Below are 19,370 nucleotides of genomic sequence, written 5' to 3'. Positions count from 1 at the left end.
TTGCTATTACTTCAATGCTTTTTTGGGGAATCATTCACCTGACTTCTTTTTCTTTTGAATTGTGTAGTTAACAATACTCCGCCAATCACCACGAGAGCTCCCATCACTTTCATGAACGTAATGGCTTCACCTAACCATAAATAAGCTCCATATAGAGTCACTACTGGTAAAAAGTTCAGGAATATGGCTGCTTGGGATGGATTAAGTAATTCAACAGCACGATTATAAAAAACTAACGCAAAAAAGGAAGGAAAAATGCCCAGGTATAGAAAACCAGCGATGTGGTCTGGGGTATTCCAAGCCGGTACGCCCAGCCACCACCATTCCATAACGACGACCGGCATTAATAACAAAACGGAAATCCCGGTCATAACTAAAAGAACAGCGTAAGGAGGAAATAAATGCATATACTGCTTTACACACACAGAATACACCGCCCAGGAGATGACTGCCCCCATCATGATGCCGTCTCCAATGTTCCATGTCAAAGACGCAAGCTTTAGGAATCTTCCGTCAAGGATTACCCATACAGCTCCGAAAAAAGATAAAAAAATTCCAAGCCATTGAATACGCTGTAATTTTTCTTTTATTAATCCCGTACTCAAAATGACAGTTACTACTGGAATAATTGTTTCTAATACAGAGACATTTGTCGCGGTTGTAAATTGAAGCGCTCCATAAACAAACATGTTAAAAAAAGTAATCCCGGTCAGAGTCAATACAAAAAGAGGTCCTTTATGTTCCTTAAACGTTAAACGTTTTTTCCAAGCAGTACGAAGTCCTATCGGCATTAATATCATAAAAGCGACCAGCAGTCGAAAGAATGCAATCGTAAACGGCGGTAAATCATTCAGAGCCTTACCTACTAAAATATTTCCAGCATAAAATATAACAACAAAGATCATTAGAAAATAGGGATACATAAAATCCCTCCTTTACTACTTCACTCTCACCTAAAGAAAAAGATCCTTCGTCTATCAATAAATGATCTTAAGAGCGTATGTATATGATTTCAAATAAGCCTTTTACACTCAATGATCTTACTAAGCGGCCAGTTATGCTATTTGATGCTCTACTCTTCACTCTATATCCTTTATTGAAATCACGGAAAATTACGAACGGAAATGGTGCATGACTAACAAATTCTTACGTACGTTCCTTTAATCGACTTCTCATATGCCGCATTATTCATTTTCTTTACTCTTTCAGAGAGAACCGATGCCCTCTGTATACCTTGTCCATTAATGATGGAAGGGTCGATTAATCGGACTTTGCTTTTACGGTGTAAATCGTAATTCACTTCATCTTCCTGTACGTTTACATAAGGGTGAATAAGATCTAAGATTTCATTGAGTTCCTCATCTTCCATCGTCTTTATTTTATTAATTAAAGCATCATCTTCGTTTAAGAAATCATGAATGTCGATCATTTGTTTATCTAAAGCAAGCTTTAATGTCTTGGCCAGTCGATCGTTACTAAATATATTGAGAGGATCCATAAAAAAATCGATAACTTCCTTATAATAAGTTTGAACAAACCATTCGGCAGCGTTGATACTCCTGAGATACATCTCCCCATTTACTGCCTGTAAATCGTTTAAAAAAGCTTGGACTTCCTGTTTTGAAATGTGCCCGTATCTGTACATATCCCTCAAAGTATAATCCACCCTGTCTGCGCATAATTCAGGCGCAGGCTGCTCCAGCAATGTCCACTTTGAGTCATCAAACAGCAGCTCTTCACAGTTGTAACTGAATTTCCCCAATATTTCCGGGATTTCAGAATCACCAACTACAGAATGATAAATTTGTTCATGGTAATTCTCGTGTTGATTGCCAAAAACAAAATCCACAACATGGGAAAAAGCCGTATGAGAAACATCATGAAGCAATCCGGCAATCTGTTCCTTTATTGATCCTCCGAGTATTCTTATTAAGAGCATAACACCAATGGAATGCTCATACCGAGTAACATTCCAATCAGGGTTCACTAAATAACCGGCTCCTCCCTGATGGATTCCCTTTAATCGTTGAACGGGAAAACTATTGATTAATTCCTCCACTACTTTTTCTACTCTAAAATCACCGTAGATTTCATCTGACAGCAACATTCTTCTATCTTCCTTTCTACTTAAATAGTAAACCTGTTCATCAAGTAATCCTTGATCTATTAAACGATACGGCATAGCAGGAAATCTTGAAATTCATCACATCTGTCAGTGGTTTCTTCATACTTAGAAAAATCCCCAATTCCTTATTAACAAACAAGGAATTAGGGACATTCTCTCCATTTTACAGCTCAATAGGGGCATATATTGAACTCTCAATGCTGCCTATATTCATCGTGACAGGGGTGAAATAAGTCTTCTTCTGCATTTCTGACTATGGCAAAATGTTCGACATTGTAGTGACCGTTAAGCGTTTGGTTATGATGCTTTATGATCTGTTCTGCACTTAAATCAGCACTATCCGTCGTTGAATGACCATCTGCAACTAGCGTAACATCAAAACCATTAATTGTTGCTGTTCTGACTGCACTATCAATACAATGCTGAGTAGCACATCCCATGATTACAAGGTGTTGAATGTGCTGAGATTGCAGATGCTCCAAAAGCCCCGTTCCATGAAAAGAATTCGTTGCTGTCTTATCAAAAACCTCTGACTCAGGAGGCAATTTAATTTCGTCGTGGATTTCAAATCCTCTTCCCTGACCTTCCGCAACGTCTAGATCTCTTACAAAGATAATTGGAACTAGTGCTTCCCCTGCTTTTGCAATCACCCCATTAATATTGTTCAAAAGCTCCTCTTTGTGAAAAACCGCGCTCTCTACTTGATCCCCATCAATTAATTCATTTTGGACGTCGATAATTAATAATCCTTGTTTCAACGAAATGTTCCCCTTTCCAGTTTGGGGAAACGCTGATTTGTCTACGTAGACGCTTTCCCCTTAGTCATATTCATGCGAGTATATTTATTGATTATCATACGAATCAACCTCCTCTTCTAAAAATTTTATAATTTTCAGACATCACAACTTTATCATAAAACTTTAATGAAGGGTACAGAGGAAATAAATGAATTCAGTTAAAGTTTATACGTATTTTCAGCCCAATGCATGGCTCTTTTCTCCAGTTCGGAAACAAAAGTTTTTTTCGCAGGACTGTAGTCGCTGGTGGAATCATATTTGTCCGCTAATTGTTGTTTGAAATTACTGTATTCTTGAGCTTCAGCTGGATGTGCAAGTAAATAATCACGGAATAGTAAATGTCGATTAATGTGGGGATTATCCATTTGATAGCAATGAATGTGGTGCGTTCTTTCTTCTCCGCCTTTTCGGAAGAGCCTTCTGCCGTTAATGCCCCATTCACCGGCAACATCGTAATTCAACGATTTCATTTTTTCGTTATATGCATCTATTTTTTCTATAGTTCTTACGATACACATCATATCAATGACTGGTTTTGCTTTCATACCTGGGATGGATGTGCTGCCAAAATGCTCAAATGAAATAATCTCCTCCCCGAATATAGAAGTTAATCGTTGTACTTCCTCCTCGTACATTTCCCTCCACTTTTCTGTGTACTCAGTTAATCTAATTTTCATTACACCCCTCCATTTGAAGAATTAAACTTGTAAATGATGAATTACACCGATCATACCGCAACGACCTATAGTTTTCCTCCCGTTCATTTGTAAATACAGGCCGGTGTATACTGAAATAAATCTTTTCACTTCATAAAAAGAGATCCCATTTTTGTACAAAGACCCATTATTAAAGGTACTACGTTTTTGAAAAACGTAGTACCTCGTAGATGGAATTCATCTAAGAGAATTCCTTCTTTATTAGACTCACTTATTCTTCCTATAGAATACTATAGCAAGGCGTGCAATAGTTTTTGTATGAAGCGAGCTCTCCACGAACAATTTGATTATAGAGCTGTTGAATCTTTGTTGTAACAGGACCCACCTGCCCCGTGCCTATAACTCTCCGATCTACTTCTATGACTGGTTTTATTCCTACAGCTGTGCCCGTTAAAAAAACTTCATCTGCTTCATAGAGCTCTACCCTTGTAATCGTCTGTTTTATCACTGGCAATTTAAGCTCGTTTATTCCAATCATAAAAACCGTATCCCGGGTAATCCCAGGTAAAATATCATCCGATTCAGGAGGGGTGATCAGCTTATTGTCCCTCACGATAAACAAATTTTCAGTTGCTCCTTCACAGACATTTCCTTCCATCGTAAGAAAGAGGGCCTCATCGCAGCCATTTCTAACTGCTTCATTAATCGCCAATCCGGAATTAAGGTATCCTGCGGTAGGTTTTGCCTGCGGTGGAATCATATTACTCCCTATCCTCGTCCAAGAAGAAATACATACTTTTAAATAGGGCTTAGGCTGGTATTCAGAAAAGACTGTGTAAATGGCCAAATGATTCGGCGGGTCATTCAAATCAGGGCGTAAAGTATCGGCCCCTTTAAAACAAATAGGTCGTATATAAACATCTTGAGAGACTTTATTTATTTCCAGTAACTGCTTCGTAATGGAAGATAGCTGGGAGACAGTATAAGGAATGGGAATGAATAAGCTTTTTCCGGAGTTATGAAATCTCTTTAAATGATCTTCCAACCGAAAAATATACAGCTGCTTCTTCCGTTCATTCCAAAACGCACGAATCCCATCGATGCAGCCTAATCCATAATTCAGGCCTTTATTTTTCACACTGACACTCAAAACATTCTCGTCTACAAACCGATCTATATCAAACATATATGCCACTATAACCACCCCCTTTTACAAAAGGCTATTCTTTTAGCTCGCGGTCTATACAAGTTTCCCCTTGGATTCTATGCAAGATCTCAGCTTATTTTTAAATATCGATTAAACTATTATGAAAATAAATTGAGTTAGCTGTTGACATGAACCAACAATTTTAGAATAATAACACTGAATATTTATTTAATTCGAACTATTTTAAAAATGAGTAGTTTTGATAACGCTTACAACACTCTCTGAAAGGAGGAAATCTATGTTCATTCCCTTCATCCTTGCCCTCATCACTATATTTTCCGTGTATTTCGCGTTAAAGAAAAAACGTCCTCTGTATTTTATCCTTCCAATTGCAATCATCTTTGTGGCTGCCATTGTAAAAATTGCCATGGTGCCTATGCCCTTTTGGGAAACGATCCAATTCATTTTTGATTTGAGAGGTTAGATTTTTATTCCTTCCGAAAGGAGGTGAAACTTTGAGAAAAATCGATCCTGACAAAGCAAATGCCTATTACCGTATCCGTACAACACTTATCTGCGTCTATTTATCCATTGGATTTCTCGTTTCGTTTGTTGTCGTTTTCTTCGCACGTGCCCTTTCATCCTTTAGCATAATGGGCATCCCTTTCCATTATTATATGGGCTCACAAGGAGCCATTCTCACCTTTATAATACTTTTATTTGTAAATGCAAAAGTCAGCGATATGATCGATAAGCGCTTTGGAATTACTCCTGAGCAAATGAATGAAAAAGATCAAGCTGTAAATCAGTAAGATAGGAGGAGATGTATGGACGCCCAGTTTATTGTTTCTCTCGTGTTAATCGTGGCAACATTCGCCTTGTACATAGGCATTGCTGTCTATAACAAAGCAAGGGCAACATCAGATTTTTATGTGGCCAGCCGCGGAGTGCCGCCGGTGTTCAATGGCATGGCTATTGGGGCTGACTGGATGAGTGCCGCTTCCTTCATCGGATTGGCTGGAACCGTAATGATTCTCGGGTATGATGGCCTTGCCTATATCATGGGTTGGACAGGCGGGTACTTATTATTAACCTTCTTACTTGCCCCTCAATTAAGAAAATATGGACGTTATACAGTTCCTGAATTTATCGGGGACCGCTACAACAGTGATTTCGCTCGTTTAATTGCTGCTGTAGCAACGATTATTATCAGCTTCACTTATTCGATTGGCCAGCTTTCAGGTTCAGGAGTAGTTATTGGCCGGCTTCTTGAAGTCAATACAGTCATCGGGACCTTAATCGGAGTTGTTTTAATAGCCTTTTACTCTGCTTTAGGAGGAATGAAAGGAATTACCTGGACACAGGTAGCTCAGTATCTCGTCCTGATCATTGCCTATTTAATACCAGTCATCTTTATGGCAATGCAGCTTACTCAAAATCCTCTTCCTTGGTTATCTTATGGCGAAGTCATTTCGGAAATGAAAGAGATCGATCAGGAATTAGGAATTTCCGAATACGTCGTACCTTTTACTGAAGGAAGCAAATGGCAATTTATCGCGTTAATGTTTACATTAATGGCGGGAACAGCCGGTCTTCCTCACGTTATTGTTCGTTTCTACACAGTAAAAACGATGAAAGCAGCTCGGTGGAGCGGAGCGTGGGCTCTTTTATTCATTGGGTTATTGTATTTATCAGCCCCTGCTTATGCGGCTTTTTCACGTTTTATTTTAATGACTGAAGTAGCCGGCTCTTCACTGGACAATCTTCCTGCATGGACCCAAGCCTGGGTAGATACAGGGCGGCTGTCTCTTGCTGATGGGAATGGGGACGGAATTCTTCAATGGACAGAACTGGTTATCAGTAATGACATTGTTGTCATGGCGACTCCAGAAATAGCAAACCTCGGTGTCTTTGTCATTGGACTTATGGCTGCAGGGGCTATGGCTGCTGCCTTATCAACAGCCGGCGGGTTAATGATTGCCATTTCTGCAGCCTTATCTCATGATATTTATTACCGCTCCATTAACCCGAAGGCAACAGAGCAGAAACGTCTGGCTGTAGGTAGAATTACGATTGTATTAGCTACAGTCATAGCAGGCTTAGTTGCACTTAATCCTCCTGGCGCGATCACGCAGATTGTTGCCTGGGCATTCGCTTTAGCCTCTGGTACCTTTTTCCCCGCCCTGCTTCTTGGAGTATGGTGGAAACGATCAAATGGTGCCGGAGTGGTAGCCGGGATGCTTGTAGGTTTAGGCGTAACGCTTGCTTATATTTTTGCTGCCAAGTACGGCGGATTTACGATCCTCGGAATTATAGATACTGGTGCAGGAGTATTTGGTGCCACAGCTGCCATATTGACTAATGTAGTGGTTTCTTTACTGACTCCCCCTCCTTCGCAGAAAATTCAAGACGAAGTTACAGACTTACGCTATCCTGAACAGATTCAATACAAAAACGGGGAAGTATGGCTGAGAGATGTGAAATAATAATTGACACCTCAGGTTTTAATAAAGCCTGAGGTGTTCAGTCTACATTATTAAGTGCCTCCTGCATGACCCTTAAATAAATCAGGTAAACGAAAGTTTTCCGTTAAAGGAATTCTTCTCCCTTCCTTGTGCCACTTGTGGTAAAAAAAGCTATCGATCACAAGGATCTATAGCTCTCACCTATCTACTCTCCGTCTCCTTAACTTTTTCGAGTCCAAGTTATGCGAAACGTACACCCAGCAGTCCTGTGATCAAACCAACGAGAACTCCTAAAAAACAAAAGATCAGCCAGAGTCGCCGAGGCTGGGGGCCCGAAAGGTAAGACCAGCCAAGCCGGCCAAACAAGATTCCTTCAATTGTAAACCATGGTTCAAATACAAACAGATCCCACAGTACATAAGCATGTTCACTAAAGGTAAAAGACCCGCCTTCCAGCTCGATCAGCCCGGCCCATTGAAGGATTCTGTTGATCATTCCGTACATTCCATGGGAAATTGATAATGAACACCCTCCCAAAATGATAATAAGCAGCAGCCAATTTTGTACTTTTCTTTTTTTAAGGTAAAGAAGAGCAAGCCCCAGGCACCCTGCTGCAGTGAGAAGGACAGAAGCTATCCCGTTTATCAACTGCCATTCAGGAAGGTTTGCAGCAGAGGAGACGACCATTGATAAACCTATTGTTCCGCCAAGAGACCAGTAAAGGTGAGGGATCATATAAGCAAGGGACCAAATAAATACAGCATAGGCAGCCCACATTAAAGACCGTCGCGACCTTCGTAAAGACGGCTTTTCTTCCTGTAACTCAGAGTCAATTCCTGTCATGTGCTCTCCTCCACTCTAGTAAGGTGTATGCTCTTTAATTAAAGACATAAGGGTAAATATGGGAACAACTTCAATTTACAAAAACCATTCATTTCACACAACAGCACCGAGGTGTATTTTATAATACGCCTGTAGATTTACTTTCTTAAGCATTCGACAGTTTTTTGTACTACTATTATGAATAGAATTGTAAAAGAATACTAAGAAACATACGAGCAAGCACCGATTGTTCTACACAGTATCACGATTTCAACACCCTACAGGCTATAGTTATTCAAATCACGAGAGGAAAAAAATCGTAGAACTTGCCCGGAAATACGATGTTTATATTATAGAGGATGATTATATGGGGGATCTGGACACAAAAAGAAAGGCCGATCCTATGTTTGCCTATGATCCGTCCGGAAGAGTCATCTATACTAAAAGTTTTTCTAAGGTTCTCCTGCCTGGACTAAGGCTTGGAATGGCCGTTTTACCTGAAGCATTGCTGGATGACTTTGCCAAAGCGAAGTTTGCAGCGGATGTCCACACCCCAGTAGTCACTCAGGGTGCTTTAGAAATCTATCTGTAGAGCGGGATGTACAACGCTCACATTCAGAAACTGAGACGCCAGTATAAGAGGAAAGGAAGTCTCCTGAAAAAGGCATATATTGAACACCTCCCTAAAGAGGCTGGATTTTCAGGAGGAGAATCTGGTTTTTATTCAACAATCGAGCTGCCTGAACAATTAACAGGGAAACAGCTGGCGGATTATCTTGTCAATAAAAATGTACGTGTACAGGAGACAGCCTCCATGTATCTTTCAAAATATCGAAAGGAAAACCGCATCCGCCTGAGCGTATCCCAAGTTAAGGATAGACATATTCCACTCGGAATTGAAAGAATCAGTGAAGGTATTCAAGAATTGTTAGTAAAGTGAGAGGGACAGTTTGTATTCTCTTCACACTTTTAAGAGTCTTAAATTGGAAGAAAACAGGCAGACTTTTTAAACCCTTAGCAAGCCTCGAAAACCTCTGGCAGCATAATAGGATTCTGCTCCATTGTGATACACAAACGCGTGACCGAAGCGATAATCGCAAAAAAGTGCCCCGCCGAGTTTTCTAATATCAGAAGGGGTTGCGACCCAGCTCGACGTTTTCGTGTCGAATTCTTCTTGTTTCTGGAGTGTCTTGTATTCTTCCTCCGTTAATAATTTTATCCCCATGGCTTCTGCCATATCAACGGCATTATTATCAGGTTTATGTTTCTTTCTTGACTCCAGCGCTTCGCGGTCATAACACACACTCCTGCGCCCTTTAGGGCTCTGCTGTGAGCAGTCACAGAAGATGTATTCATCCTTATGTGGATCGTAATCAATCACGTCTGGTTCTCCTGCCGTTCGTTCCATCTCATGGAGCGACCATAGTTTGTCAGGATGGTCATTCAGCTTTGTATGAACGTGAGACCACTCCACACCTTTATGCCGATGCATATTTTTCTCAAATCTCGTTTGCAATAAACTGATCAGTTCTTCCCTCTGCTCTTGGGACAACGCTTTATCAGGACTGGTGTCCGTGCTTTTTGTCATATTCGTTCCTCCTCTTTTATTTGATAAATAATAAAGGTCTACCTTCTATTTTGAAGGATTTTAGAAATTAATTCCAATACCTGCCCTACCACCGCCTCTATCCATTGAAAAACAATCACTCGTATCTAGTTTAAAGAGAACGGCACTTATCATCCACAACCTAGATCATTAACAGTTTGGCTGTAAATATATAGTGCCCGCTTAAACCTCTGGAATAAATAATGAATAAATCTGTTCTAAAATTTCTTCGGGTGAGTATCCCCTTACTTCTCTTTGAAACAAGTATTCTTCACTCTTTAAAGCAGCAAGTAAAATGTCGGCTTTAAAAACAGTATTGGAATGCACTTCCTTCATCTCATCAAATAAACCTACGAGAGTGTGATGCAATTCATCATATAAAGGACTCCGCTTAGAAGACGACCGTTTAGCTGGCTCCCCATCTTCAACACCTTTCAGTAATTGGGCTTTACTCTCTCTAAAATGAATGAAAATACGTAACATTCCTTTTAATCGCTCACTGGCTGGTGCTGTCTCGTTTTCTTCCAAATAGGCGTCAATTTCTTCGAAGCACATCACTGCATTATCTTTGATTAAAGCAAGACACAGTTCGCCTTTATTCCGATAGCGCCGGTATAAAGTTCCCGCTCCAATCCCAGCTTCTACAGCAATTTGGTTCATACTGACTTTCTCGACTCCATTTTGTTCAAACAGCTTATCTGCCGCCTCAAGAATACGCTGTCGATTTTCTGCAGCATCACGACGTTCTATTTTAGAATGGCTGAATGATCTACTCTTTGGCATATTTCCTCTCCTTTACTACATAGCAGGATCTTGACAAACGGAGAATTATCCGTTTACCATTAACAGGAGAACACTCCACTTAATTTTACCTTAAACGAAAAGGAGCATTCAACCTTATGGACAATCGTGAAGGAAAAACAGCCTTACTATTAATGGATTTGCAGAATGGGATCGTTTCCCGCTATGGTGACCAAACAGAAGTTGTGGAACCTTTCCAAAAGGCATTATCCATTGCCCGTGAGAACGATATCCCTGTCTTTTTTATCCGAGTCGGCTTTAGTGAAGGGTACCCTGAAGTCAATTCTAGGAATAAAATTTTTTCTGCCATTTCCCAATCTGGTGGCATGACTCTTTCTGATGATTCTACGCAAATTCACGAATCGGTTAAACCTCAGGAAAACGAAGCAATTATCACCAAGTACCGATTTAGCGCTTTTGCCGGCAGTACTCTTGAGGTTATCCTGAGATCTCAAGGAATTAATTCATTAATTCTTAGCGGGATTTCAACGAGCGGAGTCGTGTTATCAACCTTGAGGGAAGCAGCAGATAAAGATTTTTCATTAACCGTCTTAAAAGATGCTTGTCTTGATGCAGACGCAGAGGTCCATCAAGTACTTATAGAAAAAGTATTCCCTCGTCAAGCGGAAGTCATCACTGTGGAGGACTGGGCTAATACCTTAAATAAATAGTTTACCGATATGGTAATTGACTATTTTCACTCTTTATAGTTAGAAGATCTGCACTTGCACCTGCTTATAAAGTGTAGGATTTCCTAAAGCTTTTTTAAGTATAGAAAGAAGGAAGAACATGACACGTACATTTCTATATCTTATAGCCGCTGCTTTTTTTGGATGGCTGTTATCTTTACTTCACATTCCTGCAGGGTGGTTAATCGGCTCACTCATGTTCGGTGTCTTTTTTCGACTCAACATTAGCGAACTATCTATGCCATCGTATTTGTTTCCATTTTCGCTTTCTCTAATAGGGACAAGCATTGGACTTACTATGCAGACCAGTATGTTTAAAGAAGTAGCCTCTTATTTTTTACCTCTGCTCGTCAGTTTGGTGGCCATCATGCTTGGCGCCTGGCTCTTGAGCAGAATATTAACCCGCTATTCGAATCTCGACCGGACCACTGCATTATTTTCGTGTATTCCAGGCGGCGCCTCTGCAATGCTTGCCTTAAGTGAGGAATACGAGGCAGATCAGCGGATTGTTGCAGCCTTTCAGATGACGCGGGCAATGTTTATTGCCTTATCCATCCCTGTCTTAGCTGGGCTCGTGGCACACTGGAGTGGAAGCGGGGGTGAACAGGCAGCAGCTCACACCGCAGACACAGCCCGTACCACGAATGGCACGATGCTTTTTCCAGGGTTCAAAATCGTATGTATGCTTGGGATCATTGCTCTTGCTCTTTTCCTTGCAAAGAAAGCCAAAATTCCTGCAGGGCAGCTATTATACGCCATGCTGCTAGCCTTTTTAATAAACCAGTTCCTCTTTCCTATTGGTTCTCTTCCAAGCATCATTGTAGGAATTGCCCAAGCTCTGCTCGGTGCAATCATAGGGCTAAGATTTGATAGAACTACATTAGTGCAATTAAAAGAAATCGGCTGGTTGAGTCTCGGAATATTAATGATGTATTTGGTATTAACATTTGTCATTTCTTTACTCTTTTTTGTATCGACCCCTCTTAATTATGTCACAAGTATGTTATCGATGGCCCCTGGAGGTGCACCGCAAATGTCTTCGACTGCTGCTGTACTTAACTTGGACGCTTCGATTGTTGCTTCACTGCAGCTGATCCGGTTGTTAACCATTTATCTATTACTGCCTCTTGTCATTCCCTATGTTATAAAACAACCGGTACTCCGAAAGAAAAAAATGGAATAACGATGACGGCTGAGGTGAACGAATTGTATAAAAAACCAACCTCATTTATTTTAAAAGACGATGGGGTGGGTTTACATTCATGTTATTTTTTACCGCTTAGTATCATTGCATTTCCTAATACTTTTCTGCTTAACAAAAGCTTTGGCAATTTCATCTCTTCAGCAAGCGGCGATTGTTTCCATTCCAACACTTCCTCGAATGCCTGCGCGATCACTTTTTCATCTCCAAATATCTTTTTATCATTAAACAAATCTAAAAATACAAAGACACCCCCGGGCTTTAAAACTCTTAATGCCTCTTTTATCACTTCCATTTTGTCTTGCCTGTCCCTTACTTCGTGGAATGTTAAACAACTTACAATTCCATCAAAGTCACGAGACTTAAAAGGGAGTTCCGCAGCACTGGCTTTCAAAAAAATAATTCTCTCAGCGACCCCTTCTATTTCAGCATTCTGCTGGCATTGAGCTTTTGAATATTCCCAATTCCCGCCCCAATAATCAATCCCCGTTAAAACTGTATGAGGATAAGCTTTCGCAAGCTTAATGATGAGTGAACCACTGCCTGTCCCTATATCCAAAATTTTTCCTTTTCCATTCGTATTACTCTCAGCAACTATAAGATCATGTATTTTCGACTGATAATTCCCTCCAATTGCTGAAAATTGATAAACAGAATAAGAAAGGATAAAGGTGATATAAAGAAACGGAAGAGCTATAACTCCTGAAAAGATTCGCAAAAATAAAGGCACAGGTAATAGCGCAGTGAAGAGAAGAAGCAGAGAGATCATTAGAAAAATAAGGAGTTTATTAATTCTGATCCACGTTTGGTATTTAGGTTTAGTTTTCGACACAACTGTCATCCTTTGTTCGGCTACTCTTGTTATTAATCATAAAGGAAATGAACCGCCTTGTGTGAATATTTTATAATACTTATGACAACAAGCACTATCAAAAAAAGCCGTCCTCTGTACAGCCACTCACCAATTCGATTTAAAAAGGAACCAGGGTAATCACCGAAAACTCTAGAATTATCTGTGTTTTAAGGAAGAGACTTAAGTGATCTTATACTGAGGAAATAAAAACATCCCAAGCATGCTATGCATATAGTACATGAAATGTGAGTTTTGGGAGTGAAGGCTGTTGATGTATGTTTCACCTCTTCCTTATTACTATTACCTTCCCTTGTACTTGCTTAACGATTATGGTCCGACTCGGCCATTGCCTCCGGTTGACCCGGAATTCTTCCGTCAATCAGCAAATGAATCCAAAACACTCATGAAACAAGCCAATATGGTGCTTAATCAAATATCTGAATCAAAAGATTTTAGTACACATTTAATGGAGGCTGCCCAACGTTCAGATTTCGAGGAAGTGAAACGATTAATTCATTCCATTGGAGTATCCTCAGATGTCGACATTCATTTTACACCAGACAGTTTCAGGTTAACATTCAAATCCAAAATAGCTGCTAAGGATTGCTGCAGGTTAACTATTGCTTTACGATGGTGATGAAAACCGCATAAAGGAAGATGTATGCTTAGGATGCATGCTCCTTGGCTCAATTATCGAGCTGAAGTTTTGAATAAAATGGACTTGCTCCTGAAAAGAACGCCGAGAATGAATAAAGGGAAAACTTCATTCAGCAATGGGCAGGCTGTTTTAATTGACAGGATCGATGTAACAATGAGGCGCGAAAAAAGTAAAATCCGAATGAAAGTGACACTTATGATAATAAGATTTCACCATCATTCGGATTTTTTATGGCCGATGAACTTCAAATCTAATCTCCGTCATTCTTTTTAACTTGAATCAGCCTCGTATTTACCATTGAGGATGATCAGCCTCCCATAAATCCAGGAGACTGTTTTCGATCAACATGATAATTGTTCGCGTTGTTCAGTTTTCCAGGTGATATTTTTCTTATAAATTGGTTTGGTTCACCTACACTATATAGATACAAATGATGCATTGCCCTCGTACATGCCGTATAAAACAAGCGGCGCAGACTCTCTTTTCCATAAATTTGCTCAGCAGCATTATAAATAATGACCGCATCAAACTCGATTCCTTTCGCTAGATAGGCAGGAATCACCACAACCCCTTGTTCATAGTCGTCGGTGTTCTTCTTAACAAGCTTCAGGTCGTTTATGGTTTGAAGAGATTGATAAGCTGACAAACTCTCTGCTGCTGATTTACAAATGATGGCGATCGTTTCGCACCCACTATTCTGTAAGTCTACAACTTTCGATCTGATTTCTCTGTGTAATTCAGTTTGATTAGAGAGCCTTGAAAGGATCGGCTTCTCTCCTTCCCGGTCAAAGGCCATAATTTGTTCACCTTCAGGGACAAGTTCACGAGTAAATTCAATAATCTCCCTGGTCGAACGATAACTGCGATCTAACGTGATACGCTCTGTTTCCTCAGCCCCATATAAGCTGGTTAACGACTGGAAGTCAGCAACGTTATTCGCATGAGCAAAGATCGCCTGATTGAAGTCGCCGAGAACCGTCATCCTGGCACTTGGAAACAACCTTTTAATAAACTCAAACTGAAACACAGAATAATCCTGAGCTTCATCTATGAGTACATATTTTATGGAAGAATTGGACTGAAAGCCTAGAATAAGTTCCTTGAGCAGCAAATAGGGGGTGGCATCCTCGTGGTAAAGCTTCTCTTCGTCCAGCATATCTCTTGTCATGCTGGAAATCTCTCTCCACTCTTCAGGAAGCTCCTGCTCATCCCAAAGCTTACCGCTCATGCCATTTTCAAAAATCTGCTTGTATAATTGTTTACTATCGATAAATGCAAGTGCTTTGACTTTCTTACGTAACGGTCTCAGCTTTTTTAGGACGATCATTCGCGCAAGCACCTTGTTTTCCTTTTCGTAAAATTCATAGGAGTTTTCACTATATTTATCAGTTTTCTCTAATTGATCGTACACTTTCTGAAGCTCTTCTTTGCTGAGCAGCTCAATTTCTTCCTGTACCCAGTCCTTTTCCACTTCCATTTTTTCCGTTTTATCAATTTCTTTTAACAGCCACTCTTTCAATTTGTCGATTCGATTATGAAAGCGAAGAGCTGAGTCTTTATTATAAAAGACGTCGGTCATTTGCTGAGACGTAACAAGCGGCTGTCCGCGAAATTTAATCCCTTTAAAAACCATTCCTGCGGACGCTAATATTTCCCTGTACCTTTTAATTCCTTCAAAGAAAGAAGAGGAAGCTTTAAAGTGAATACTTGCTTTTCTCGTTTCATAGTTAGGATCATCTACAGATTCAAGCAGGTATTCCAATTGATCATAAGGATCCTCCACAGTAAAGAAGCGGTCCAACCGGTATTCTAAATAATCCTGAAAGGTTTCCTGCTGCATATTTTCTTCCCCAAGTTCTGGGAGTACATGAGAGACATAGTTGCTGAACATCTTGTTAGGAGAAAACAATACAATTTGATCGGCTTTTAACATTTCGCGATATTTATAAAGGAAATAAGCAATTCGCTGGAGAGCAGCTGATGTCTTCCCGCTTCCCGCTGCCCCTTGTACGATTAATAGTCTTCCACTCACGTTTCGGATGATCTTATTTTGCTCCTTCTGAATGGTAGCCACTATGCTTTGCATATGTTTATTGGAGGCTTTCCCCAGGACTTGCTGCAGGATTTCATCTCCGATCGTAAGGCTCGTGTCGAACATGGATTGAATGACTCCATCGCTTATGGTGTACTGCCACTTCTTCTCAAGTTGACCGTAAATTTTTCCTTCCGGAGTAGTGTATTCCGCCGGACCAGGAGGATAATCATAATAGATACTTGAAATCGGAGCCCGCCAATCGTGAATAAGGATGGTTTCGTTCGTTTCATCAGTAACTGTCGCTACACCAACATAGACCGACTCAGAGACGTTCATACCTTCTTCCACGAAATCAATCCGGCCAAAGAAGGGAGATTTCTCGATTCGCTTGAGCTTTCCAAGTCTGTTATATGCGTGTCTGTGTGTCGTTTGACTTACTGATAAATCCTGGGCTTGCTGCCGCAACCCGATAATCGTCTCAAGGTAATCATCAAATGTATCCATATTCACTTTAAGGTCATCCCAGAAATGCTTACGAATGTGAACCACTGTTTTTTTACGCTTGGCAGTATCCGCTTCAACCTCTTCTATTTGGTGCGCAATCGTACTCATCACTTTATTCAAATAATCCTGCTCTATTTGATGATCTTTATTCAAAATAAACCACTCCTTAAAGTCGGTTTCTTTTCTATCAAATCCAAAGTTCTCACCAAACCATTACAATAATTCAATATATCCTTCTGTGCCATTCAAGCGAATTCGCTGGCCATCTTTTATCAGTTGGCTGGCATTCTCTACACCAACAACGGCTGGCAGACCATATTCACGTGCGATTACTGCCCCATGAGTCATCAATCCACCAACTTCTGTGATAAGTCCTTTTATAGATACAAAGAGCGGTGTCCAACTAGGGTCGGTATAGGAGGTGACTAATATGTCTCCATCTTCAAAGTTAGCATCCTCCATGTTTAAAATGACACGTGCTCTTCCCTCTATCACTCCGGAAGAAACCGGAAGACCTGCAAGTGCCCCTGATGGAAGGTGATCTCTTCGGTATTTACCTGCAATGATCTCACCATCGGAGGTGATCAAACGAGGTGGAGTCAGTTTATTAAAGAATTGATACTCGTCTTTTCTTCGACTGATAATTTCGTCATCCCTTTTATGAGTACGTACCGTTTCACGAAATTCTTCTAAAGTAAGATAGTATATGTCTTCCTTTTCATGAATAACGCCCCTTCGCGCCAGTTTTCCGGCTTCTTTCAGTAAAGCTTTTTTATAGACGAAATAACGCTTCATCATGCCGTATTTTGGATATTCACGATATCCGATGAAGTTCCGGATCAAGTCAATCATACGTTTTGTTTCTTTCGCCTTTTGTTCACCATCTGGTAATTGTTTTAATCTTTCTAGTAACTCTTTTTCTTTTTCCAAAGCGGCACGCAGTCCCTGCTCGAACTTGGATGGACCAGCACTAGGTGCAAAGTTTTTGATGTTACTAAGAATCATAGGCACAAGAGCGGTTGGTTTTTCATTCCAGCGAGCTCTAGTAATATCGATTTCTCCGCTGCAGCGCATTCCATATTTATTAAGAAACGCATCAATAGCATCTCGACTTTCCTGTCCTCCCTCAAACTTAACCATTTCATCCAAAAAGTTCTCATCTTCAACACTTTGTAAATACTTTACAACTTCTGGATACGGGCGAATTACATCGGCAACATCCAATAGCTGAAGCCCCATTTCTGAAGTAATATTATTTTGTACAGATTGGGCGAGCGTATCTGCAGGATTTTTCTCCCCTAACCAATAGTTCATTTTTTCATTGATCCATGTTGAAGCATTGATTGCTGCCATAAAAACAGCGGAGCTTTGTGGAGCAAATAAAATTTTCTTTAATTCCTGGATATCCTCCAGAATAAAATCAAATAACTCGGAGCCTGATTTCGTTTGGATTTTTTGTTCTAACTCTTCGATCGAAGCTTGGCTTTTCTTCATCAAATCAGCAACAATTGCTGGATTTTTTTCAATTTGTTCCAACCTATCTGTTTTGTTTCTATCAGGGACCGGAGCTCTATGATCATTTGATAATGGTGTAATAAAACCTTCTCGTTCGATAATAGTCATAATCGCGTCTTTTAAGAGAGGATCGTGCTGTCCCATGGATTTCAATAACATGTTCCTGCTAACAGGTGAAGCTAGTTGAGGCGTGACATCGACATACAACCTTCCACCAGCTTTATGCATGGGTGCATTCGTTGTTAATAAGAAAAAAGATAATCCCAAAGGTTTTATAGGATCGGTCATCATTTGTTGATGACCGACTGAGATAAACACATGGTTTTCCTGATCGTTTGCTTCAGGGACGGGGAAAAGTGTAGTGATGGGCCGACTCTGTACCATATAAAAAGTATTTTCTACCAAACACCATTCGATATCTTGCGGACAGCCAAAATAAGTTTCGATCTGCCTTCCAATGCGTGCTAGTTCTAAAATTTGCTGATCAGTAAGAGTTTGAGCATTTTGTCGATCAGGAGACAATTGTTTCGTTTCAGTTCCCCCTTCTCTTCTTCCATAGACGGCCATTTTTTGAGCGGTTATTTTCTTATCAACGATTTTTCCTTCCTGAACTTTGTAACAATCGGGAGATACCCATCCAGAAACCAGCGCTTCTCCAAGTCCAAAACCAGCCTCAATGGACAAAAGCTTCCGGTTGGATGTCATTGGATCAGCGGTAAATAAAATTCCGGAAGCCTGGGGGAAAACCATCCGTTGAACGATTACGGATAAATATTTTTGGCTGTGATCAAATCCGTTTTTCATACGGTAAATGACTGCACGTTCTGTAAATAAGGATGCCCAGCATTTTTTAATGTGTAATAAGATTGCTTCTTTTCCTTTGTTATTTAAATAGGTGTCCTGCTGTCCAGCAAAAGAAGCATGTAGTAAATCTTCAGTTGTCGCGCTGGAACGTACAGCATAAGCATGGTCATCCCCCAGTTCGGAGAGATAATAAGTCACTCCTTCTGTAATTTCTAAAGGGATTTCTACATCGATAATGGTTTGTCGTATGTTCTTAGAGACTTCACAAATTTGGTCACGGTCTTCAATCTTCATCATTGTTAATTGATCTAATAAAGCTTGATACGCTTCATTCCGTTCGATGGCTTTTTGATAAGCTGCAGTTGTAATACAAAAACCTTCCGGCACGTAAATGTCTTCGAGTTTTGATAATTCACCCAGGCGTAAACTTTTCCACCCAACGAGCAGAAGCTGTGATTTTTCCATTTCATGAAAACCAAGAACAAAAGGAACCATTCCACATCTCACCCCTTATCAATAAATTAAGAAAAAAGTTGACAACAGCACAGCAGCATGATATGATTAAAATGTAAGATAGGATATTTGCGACTTAAATTAAATAACAGTAGTGATTTGATTATATCATCGCACCCGTTTATGTGCAATAATAAAATCATTAACTGATTAGAATTAGAATTATAATGACCAGGGCC

Annotated in this window: 19 protein-coding genes; 8 read left to right on the top strand and 11 right to left on the bottom strand. The window is 40.2% G+C overall.

The features are described 5' to 3' along the window. Positions 1-11 precede the first annotated feature (11 nt). The 5 genes from MUN89_RS08380 to MUN89_RS08360 form a co-directional block, all read right to left on the bottom strand. Positions 12-923, bottom strand: coding sequence for a DMT family transporter (locus MUN89_RS08380; RefSeq protein WP_244712851.1), 912 nt, complete (start codon positions 921-923; stop codon positions 12-14). A gap of 212 nt (positions 924-1,135) precedes the next feature. Next, the gene (locus MUN89_RS08375; protein WP_244713649.1) at positions 1,136-2,107 is read right to left on the bottom strand and encodes an HD domain-containing protein; all 972 of its coding nucleotides are present in this window, start codon (positions 2,105-2,107) and stop codon (positions 1,136-1,138) included. A 212-nt stretch (positions 2,108-2,319) separates the two neighbouring features. Further along, on the bottom strand, positions 2,320-2,883 hold the full coding sequence (locus MUN89_RS08370) for a cysteine hydrolase family protein (protein ID WP_244712850.1): 564 nt from the start codon (positions 2,881-2,883) through the stop codon (positions 2,320-2,322). A 197-nt stretch (positions 2,884-3,080) separates the two neighbouring features. Further along, positions 3,081-3,599, bottom strand: a complete 519-nt coding sequence (locus MUN89_RS08365; RefSeq protein ID WP_244712848.1) for a GrpB family protein — start codon at positions 3,597-3,599, stop codon at positions 3,081-3,083. Between the two features lie 259 nt (positions 3,600-3,858). Further along, positions 3,859-4,764, bottom strand: coding sequence for a branched-chain amino acid transaminase (locus MUN89_RS08360; protein WP_244713647.1), 906 nt, complete (start codon positions 4,762-4,764; stop codon positions 3,859-3,861). Between the two features lie 259 nt (positions 4,765-5,023). On the opposite strand from MUN89_RS08360, the gene MUN89_RS08355 reads away from it, so the two are divergent. Genes MUN89_RS08355 through MUN89_RS08345 form a run of 3 tightly spaced genes read left to right on the top strand, consistent with a single transcriptional unit; the run spans position 5,024 to position 7,211 of the window. Continuing rightward, positions 5,024-5,209, top strand: coding sequence for a hypothetical protein (locus tag MUN89_RS08355; RefSeq protein ID WP_244712846.1), 186 nt, complete (start codon positions 5,024-5,026; stop codon positions 5,207-5,209). A 31-nt stretch (positions 5,210-5,240) separates the two neighbouring features. Continuing rightward, positions 5,241-5,537 (top strand): DUF4212 domain-containing protein, encoded by a 297-nt coding sequence (locus MUN89_RS08350; protein ID WP_244712844.1) that lies wholly within the window; start codon positions 5,241-5,243, stop codon positions 5,535-5,537. 15 nt (positions 5,538-5,552) lie between these two features. After that, a complete protein-coding gene (locus MUN89_RS08345) occupies positions 5,553-7,211 on the top strand; it encodes a sodium:solute symporter family protein (RefSeq protein WP_244712842.1) in 1,659 nt (552 codons plus the stop codon). 219 nt (positions 7,212-7,430) lie between these two features. Here the strand turns inward: MUN89_RS08345 and MUN89_RS08340 are convergent, their stop codons facing one another. Continuing rightward, the gene (locus tag MUN89_RS08340) at positions 7,431-8,033 is read right to left on the bottom strand and encodes a DUF3995 domain-containing protein (RefSeq protein WP_244712840.1); all 603 of its coding nucleotides are present in this window, start codon (positions 8,031-8,033) and stop codon (positions 7,431-7,433) included. 226 nt (positions 8,034-8,259) lie between these two features. Between MUN89_RS08340 and MUN89_RS08335 the strand changes: the two genes are divergently transcribed. Together MUN89_RS08335 and MUN89_RS08330 are read left to right on the top strand one after the other, a co-directional pair. Then, positions 8,260-8,604 (top strand): aminotransferase class I/II-fold pyridoxal phosphate-dependent enzyme, encoded by a 345-nt coding sequence (locus MUN89_RS08335; protein ID WP_244712838.1) that lies wholly within the window; start codon positions 8,260-8,262, stop codon positions 8,602-8,604. Between the two features lie 6 nt (positions 8,605-8,610). Beyond that, the gene (locus MUN89_RS08330; RefSeq protein ID WP_244712837.1) at positions 8,611-8,952 is read left to right on the top strand and encodes an aminotransferase-like domain-containing protein; all 342 of its coding nucleotides are present in this window, start codon (positions 8,611-8,613) and stop codon (positions 8,950-8,952) included. A gap of 66 nt (positions 8,953-9,018) precedes the next feature. Here the strand turns inward: MUN89_RS08330 and MUN89_RS08325 are convergent, their stop codons facing one another. Both MUN89_RS08325 and MUN89_RS08320 read right to left on the bottom strand, forming a co-directional pair. After that, positions 9,019-9,600, bottom strand: coding sequence for a DUF4256 domain-containing protein (locus tag MUN89_RS08325; protein ID WP_244712835.1), 582 nt, complete (start codon positions 9,598-9,600; stop codon positions 9,019-9,021). A gap of 201 nt (positions 9,601-9,801) precedes the next feature. After that, a complete protein-coding gene (locus MUN89_RS08320; RefSeq protein WP_244712834.1) occupies positions 9,802-10,401 on the bottom strand; it encodes a TetR/AcrR family transcriptional regulator in 600 nt (199 codons plus the stop codon). 116 nt (positions 10,402-10,517) lie between these two features. On the opposite strand from MUN89_RS08320, the gene MUN89_RS08315 reads away from it, so the two are divergent. After that, positions 10,518-11,090, top strand: a complete 573-nt coding sequence (locus tag MUN89_RS08315) for a cysteine hydrolase family protein (protein WP_244712833.1) — start codon at positions 10,518-10,520, stop codon at positions 11,088-11,090. 118 nt (positions 11,091-11,208) lie between these two features. Continuing rightward, positions 11,209-12,291, top strand: coding sequence for an AbrB family transcriptional regulator (locus MUN89_RS08310; RefSeq protein WP_244712832.1), 1,083 nt, complete (start codon positions 11,209-11,211; stop codon positions 12,289-12,291). An 82-nt stretch (positions 12,292-12,373) separates the two neighbouring features. On the opposite strand, the gene MUN89_RS08305 is transcribed toward MUN89_RS08310, so the two are convergent. Beyond that, positions 12,374-13,141 carry a class I SAM-dependent methyltransferase gene (locus MUN89_RS08305; RefSeq protein WP_244712829.1) on the bottom strand — a complete coding sequence of 256 codons (768 nt, stop codon included), beginning with the start codon at positions 13,139-13,141 and terminating at the stop codon, positions 12,374-12,376. A gap of 289 nt (positions 13,142-13,430) precedes the next feature. Here MUN89_RS08305 and MUN89_RS08300 point away from each other — a divergent pair, with 289 nt between their 5' ends. Continuing rightward, positions 13,431-13,799: a YuzC family spore coat inner layer protein gene (locus MUN89_RS08300; protein ID WP_244712828.1), complete on the top strand. Its 369-nt coding sequence runs from the start codon at positions 13,431-13,433 to the stop codon at positions 13,797-13,799. A 328-nt stretch (positions 13,800-14,127) separates the two neighbouring features. On the opposite strand, the gene helD is transcribed toward MUN89_RS08300, so the two are convergent. After that, positions 14,128-16,512 carry an RNA polymerase recycling motor HelD gene (helD, locus tag MUN89_RS08295; RefSeq protein WP_244712826.1) on the bottom strand — a complete coding sequence of 795 codons (2,385 nt, stop codon included), beginning with the start codon at positions 16,510-16,512 and terminating at the stop codon, positions 14,128-14,130. Positions 16,513-16,572: 60 nt separating this feature from the next. Further along, a complete protein-coding gene (ppsA, locus tag MUN89_RS08290) occupies positions 16,573-19,173 on the bottom strand; it encodes a phosphoenolpyruvate synthase (protein WP_244712824.1) in 2,601 nt (866 codons plus the stop codon). Positions 19,174-19,370: the final 197 nt, after the last annotated feature.

Source organism: Halobacillus salinarum, assembly GCF_022919095.1.
Classification (GTDB): Bacteria; Bacillota; Bacilli; order Bacillales; family Halobacillaceae; genus Halobacillus_B; species Halobacillus_B salinarum.
The sequence above is the reverse complement of the archived record's forward strand: the minus strand, read 5'-3'. Positions and strand labels throughout refer to the sequence as shown.

Coding starts and splice junctions, on each gene's coding strand:
- MUN89_RS08320 (WP_244712834.1), bottom strand. CDS start 10,401: ATGCCAAAGAGTAGATCATTCAGCCATTCTAAAATAGAACGTCGTGAT.
- MUN89_RS08345 (WP_244712842.1), top strand. CDS start 5,553: ATGGACGCCCAGTTTATTGTTTCTCTCGTGTTAATCGTGGCAACATTC.
- ppsA (WP_244712824.1), bottom strand. CDS start 19,173: ATGGTTCCTTTTGTTCTTGGTTTTCATGAAATGGAAAAATCACAGCTT.
- MUN89_RS08330 (WP_244712837.1), top strand. CDS start 8,611: ATGTACAACGCTCACATTCAGAAACTGAGACGCCAGTATAAGAGGAAA.
- MUN89_RS08380 (WP_244712851.1), bottom strand. CDS start 923: ATGTATCCCTATTTTCTAATGATCTTTGTTGTTATATTTTATGCTGGA.
- MUN89_RS08355 (WP_244712846.1), top strand. CDS start 5,024: ATGTTCATTCCCTTCATCCTTGCCCTCATCACTATATTTTCCGTGTAT.
- MUN89_RS08315 (WP_244712833.1), top strand. CDS start 10,518: ATGGACAATCGTGAAGGAAAAACAGCCTTACTATTAATGGATTTGCAG.
- MUN89_RS08325 (WP_244712835.1), bottom strand. CDS start 9,600: ATGACAAAAAGCACGGACACCAGTCCTGATAAAGCGTTGTCCCAAGAG.
- MUN89_RS08375 (WP_244713649.1), bottom strand. CDS start 2,107: ATGTTGCTGTCAGATGAAATCTACGGTGATTTTAGAGTAGAAAAAGTA.
- MUN89_RS08310 (WP_244712832.1), top strand. CDS start 11,209: ATGACACGTACATTTCTATATCTTATAGCCGCTGCTTTTTTTGGATGG.
- MUN89_RS08360 (WP_244713647.1), bottom strand. CDS start 4,764: ATGTTTGATATAGATCGGTTTGTAGACGAGAATGTTTTGAGTGTCAGT.
- MUN89_RS08365 (WP_244712848.1), bottom strand. CDS start 3,599: ATGAAAATTAGATTAACTGAGTACACAGAAAAGTGGAGGGAAATGTAC.
- MUN89_RS08340 (WP_244712840.1), bottom strand. CDS start 8,033: ATGACAGGAATTGACTCTGAGTTACAGGAAGAAAAGCCGTCTTTACGA.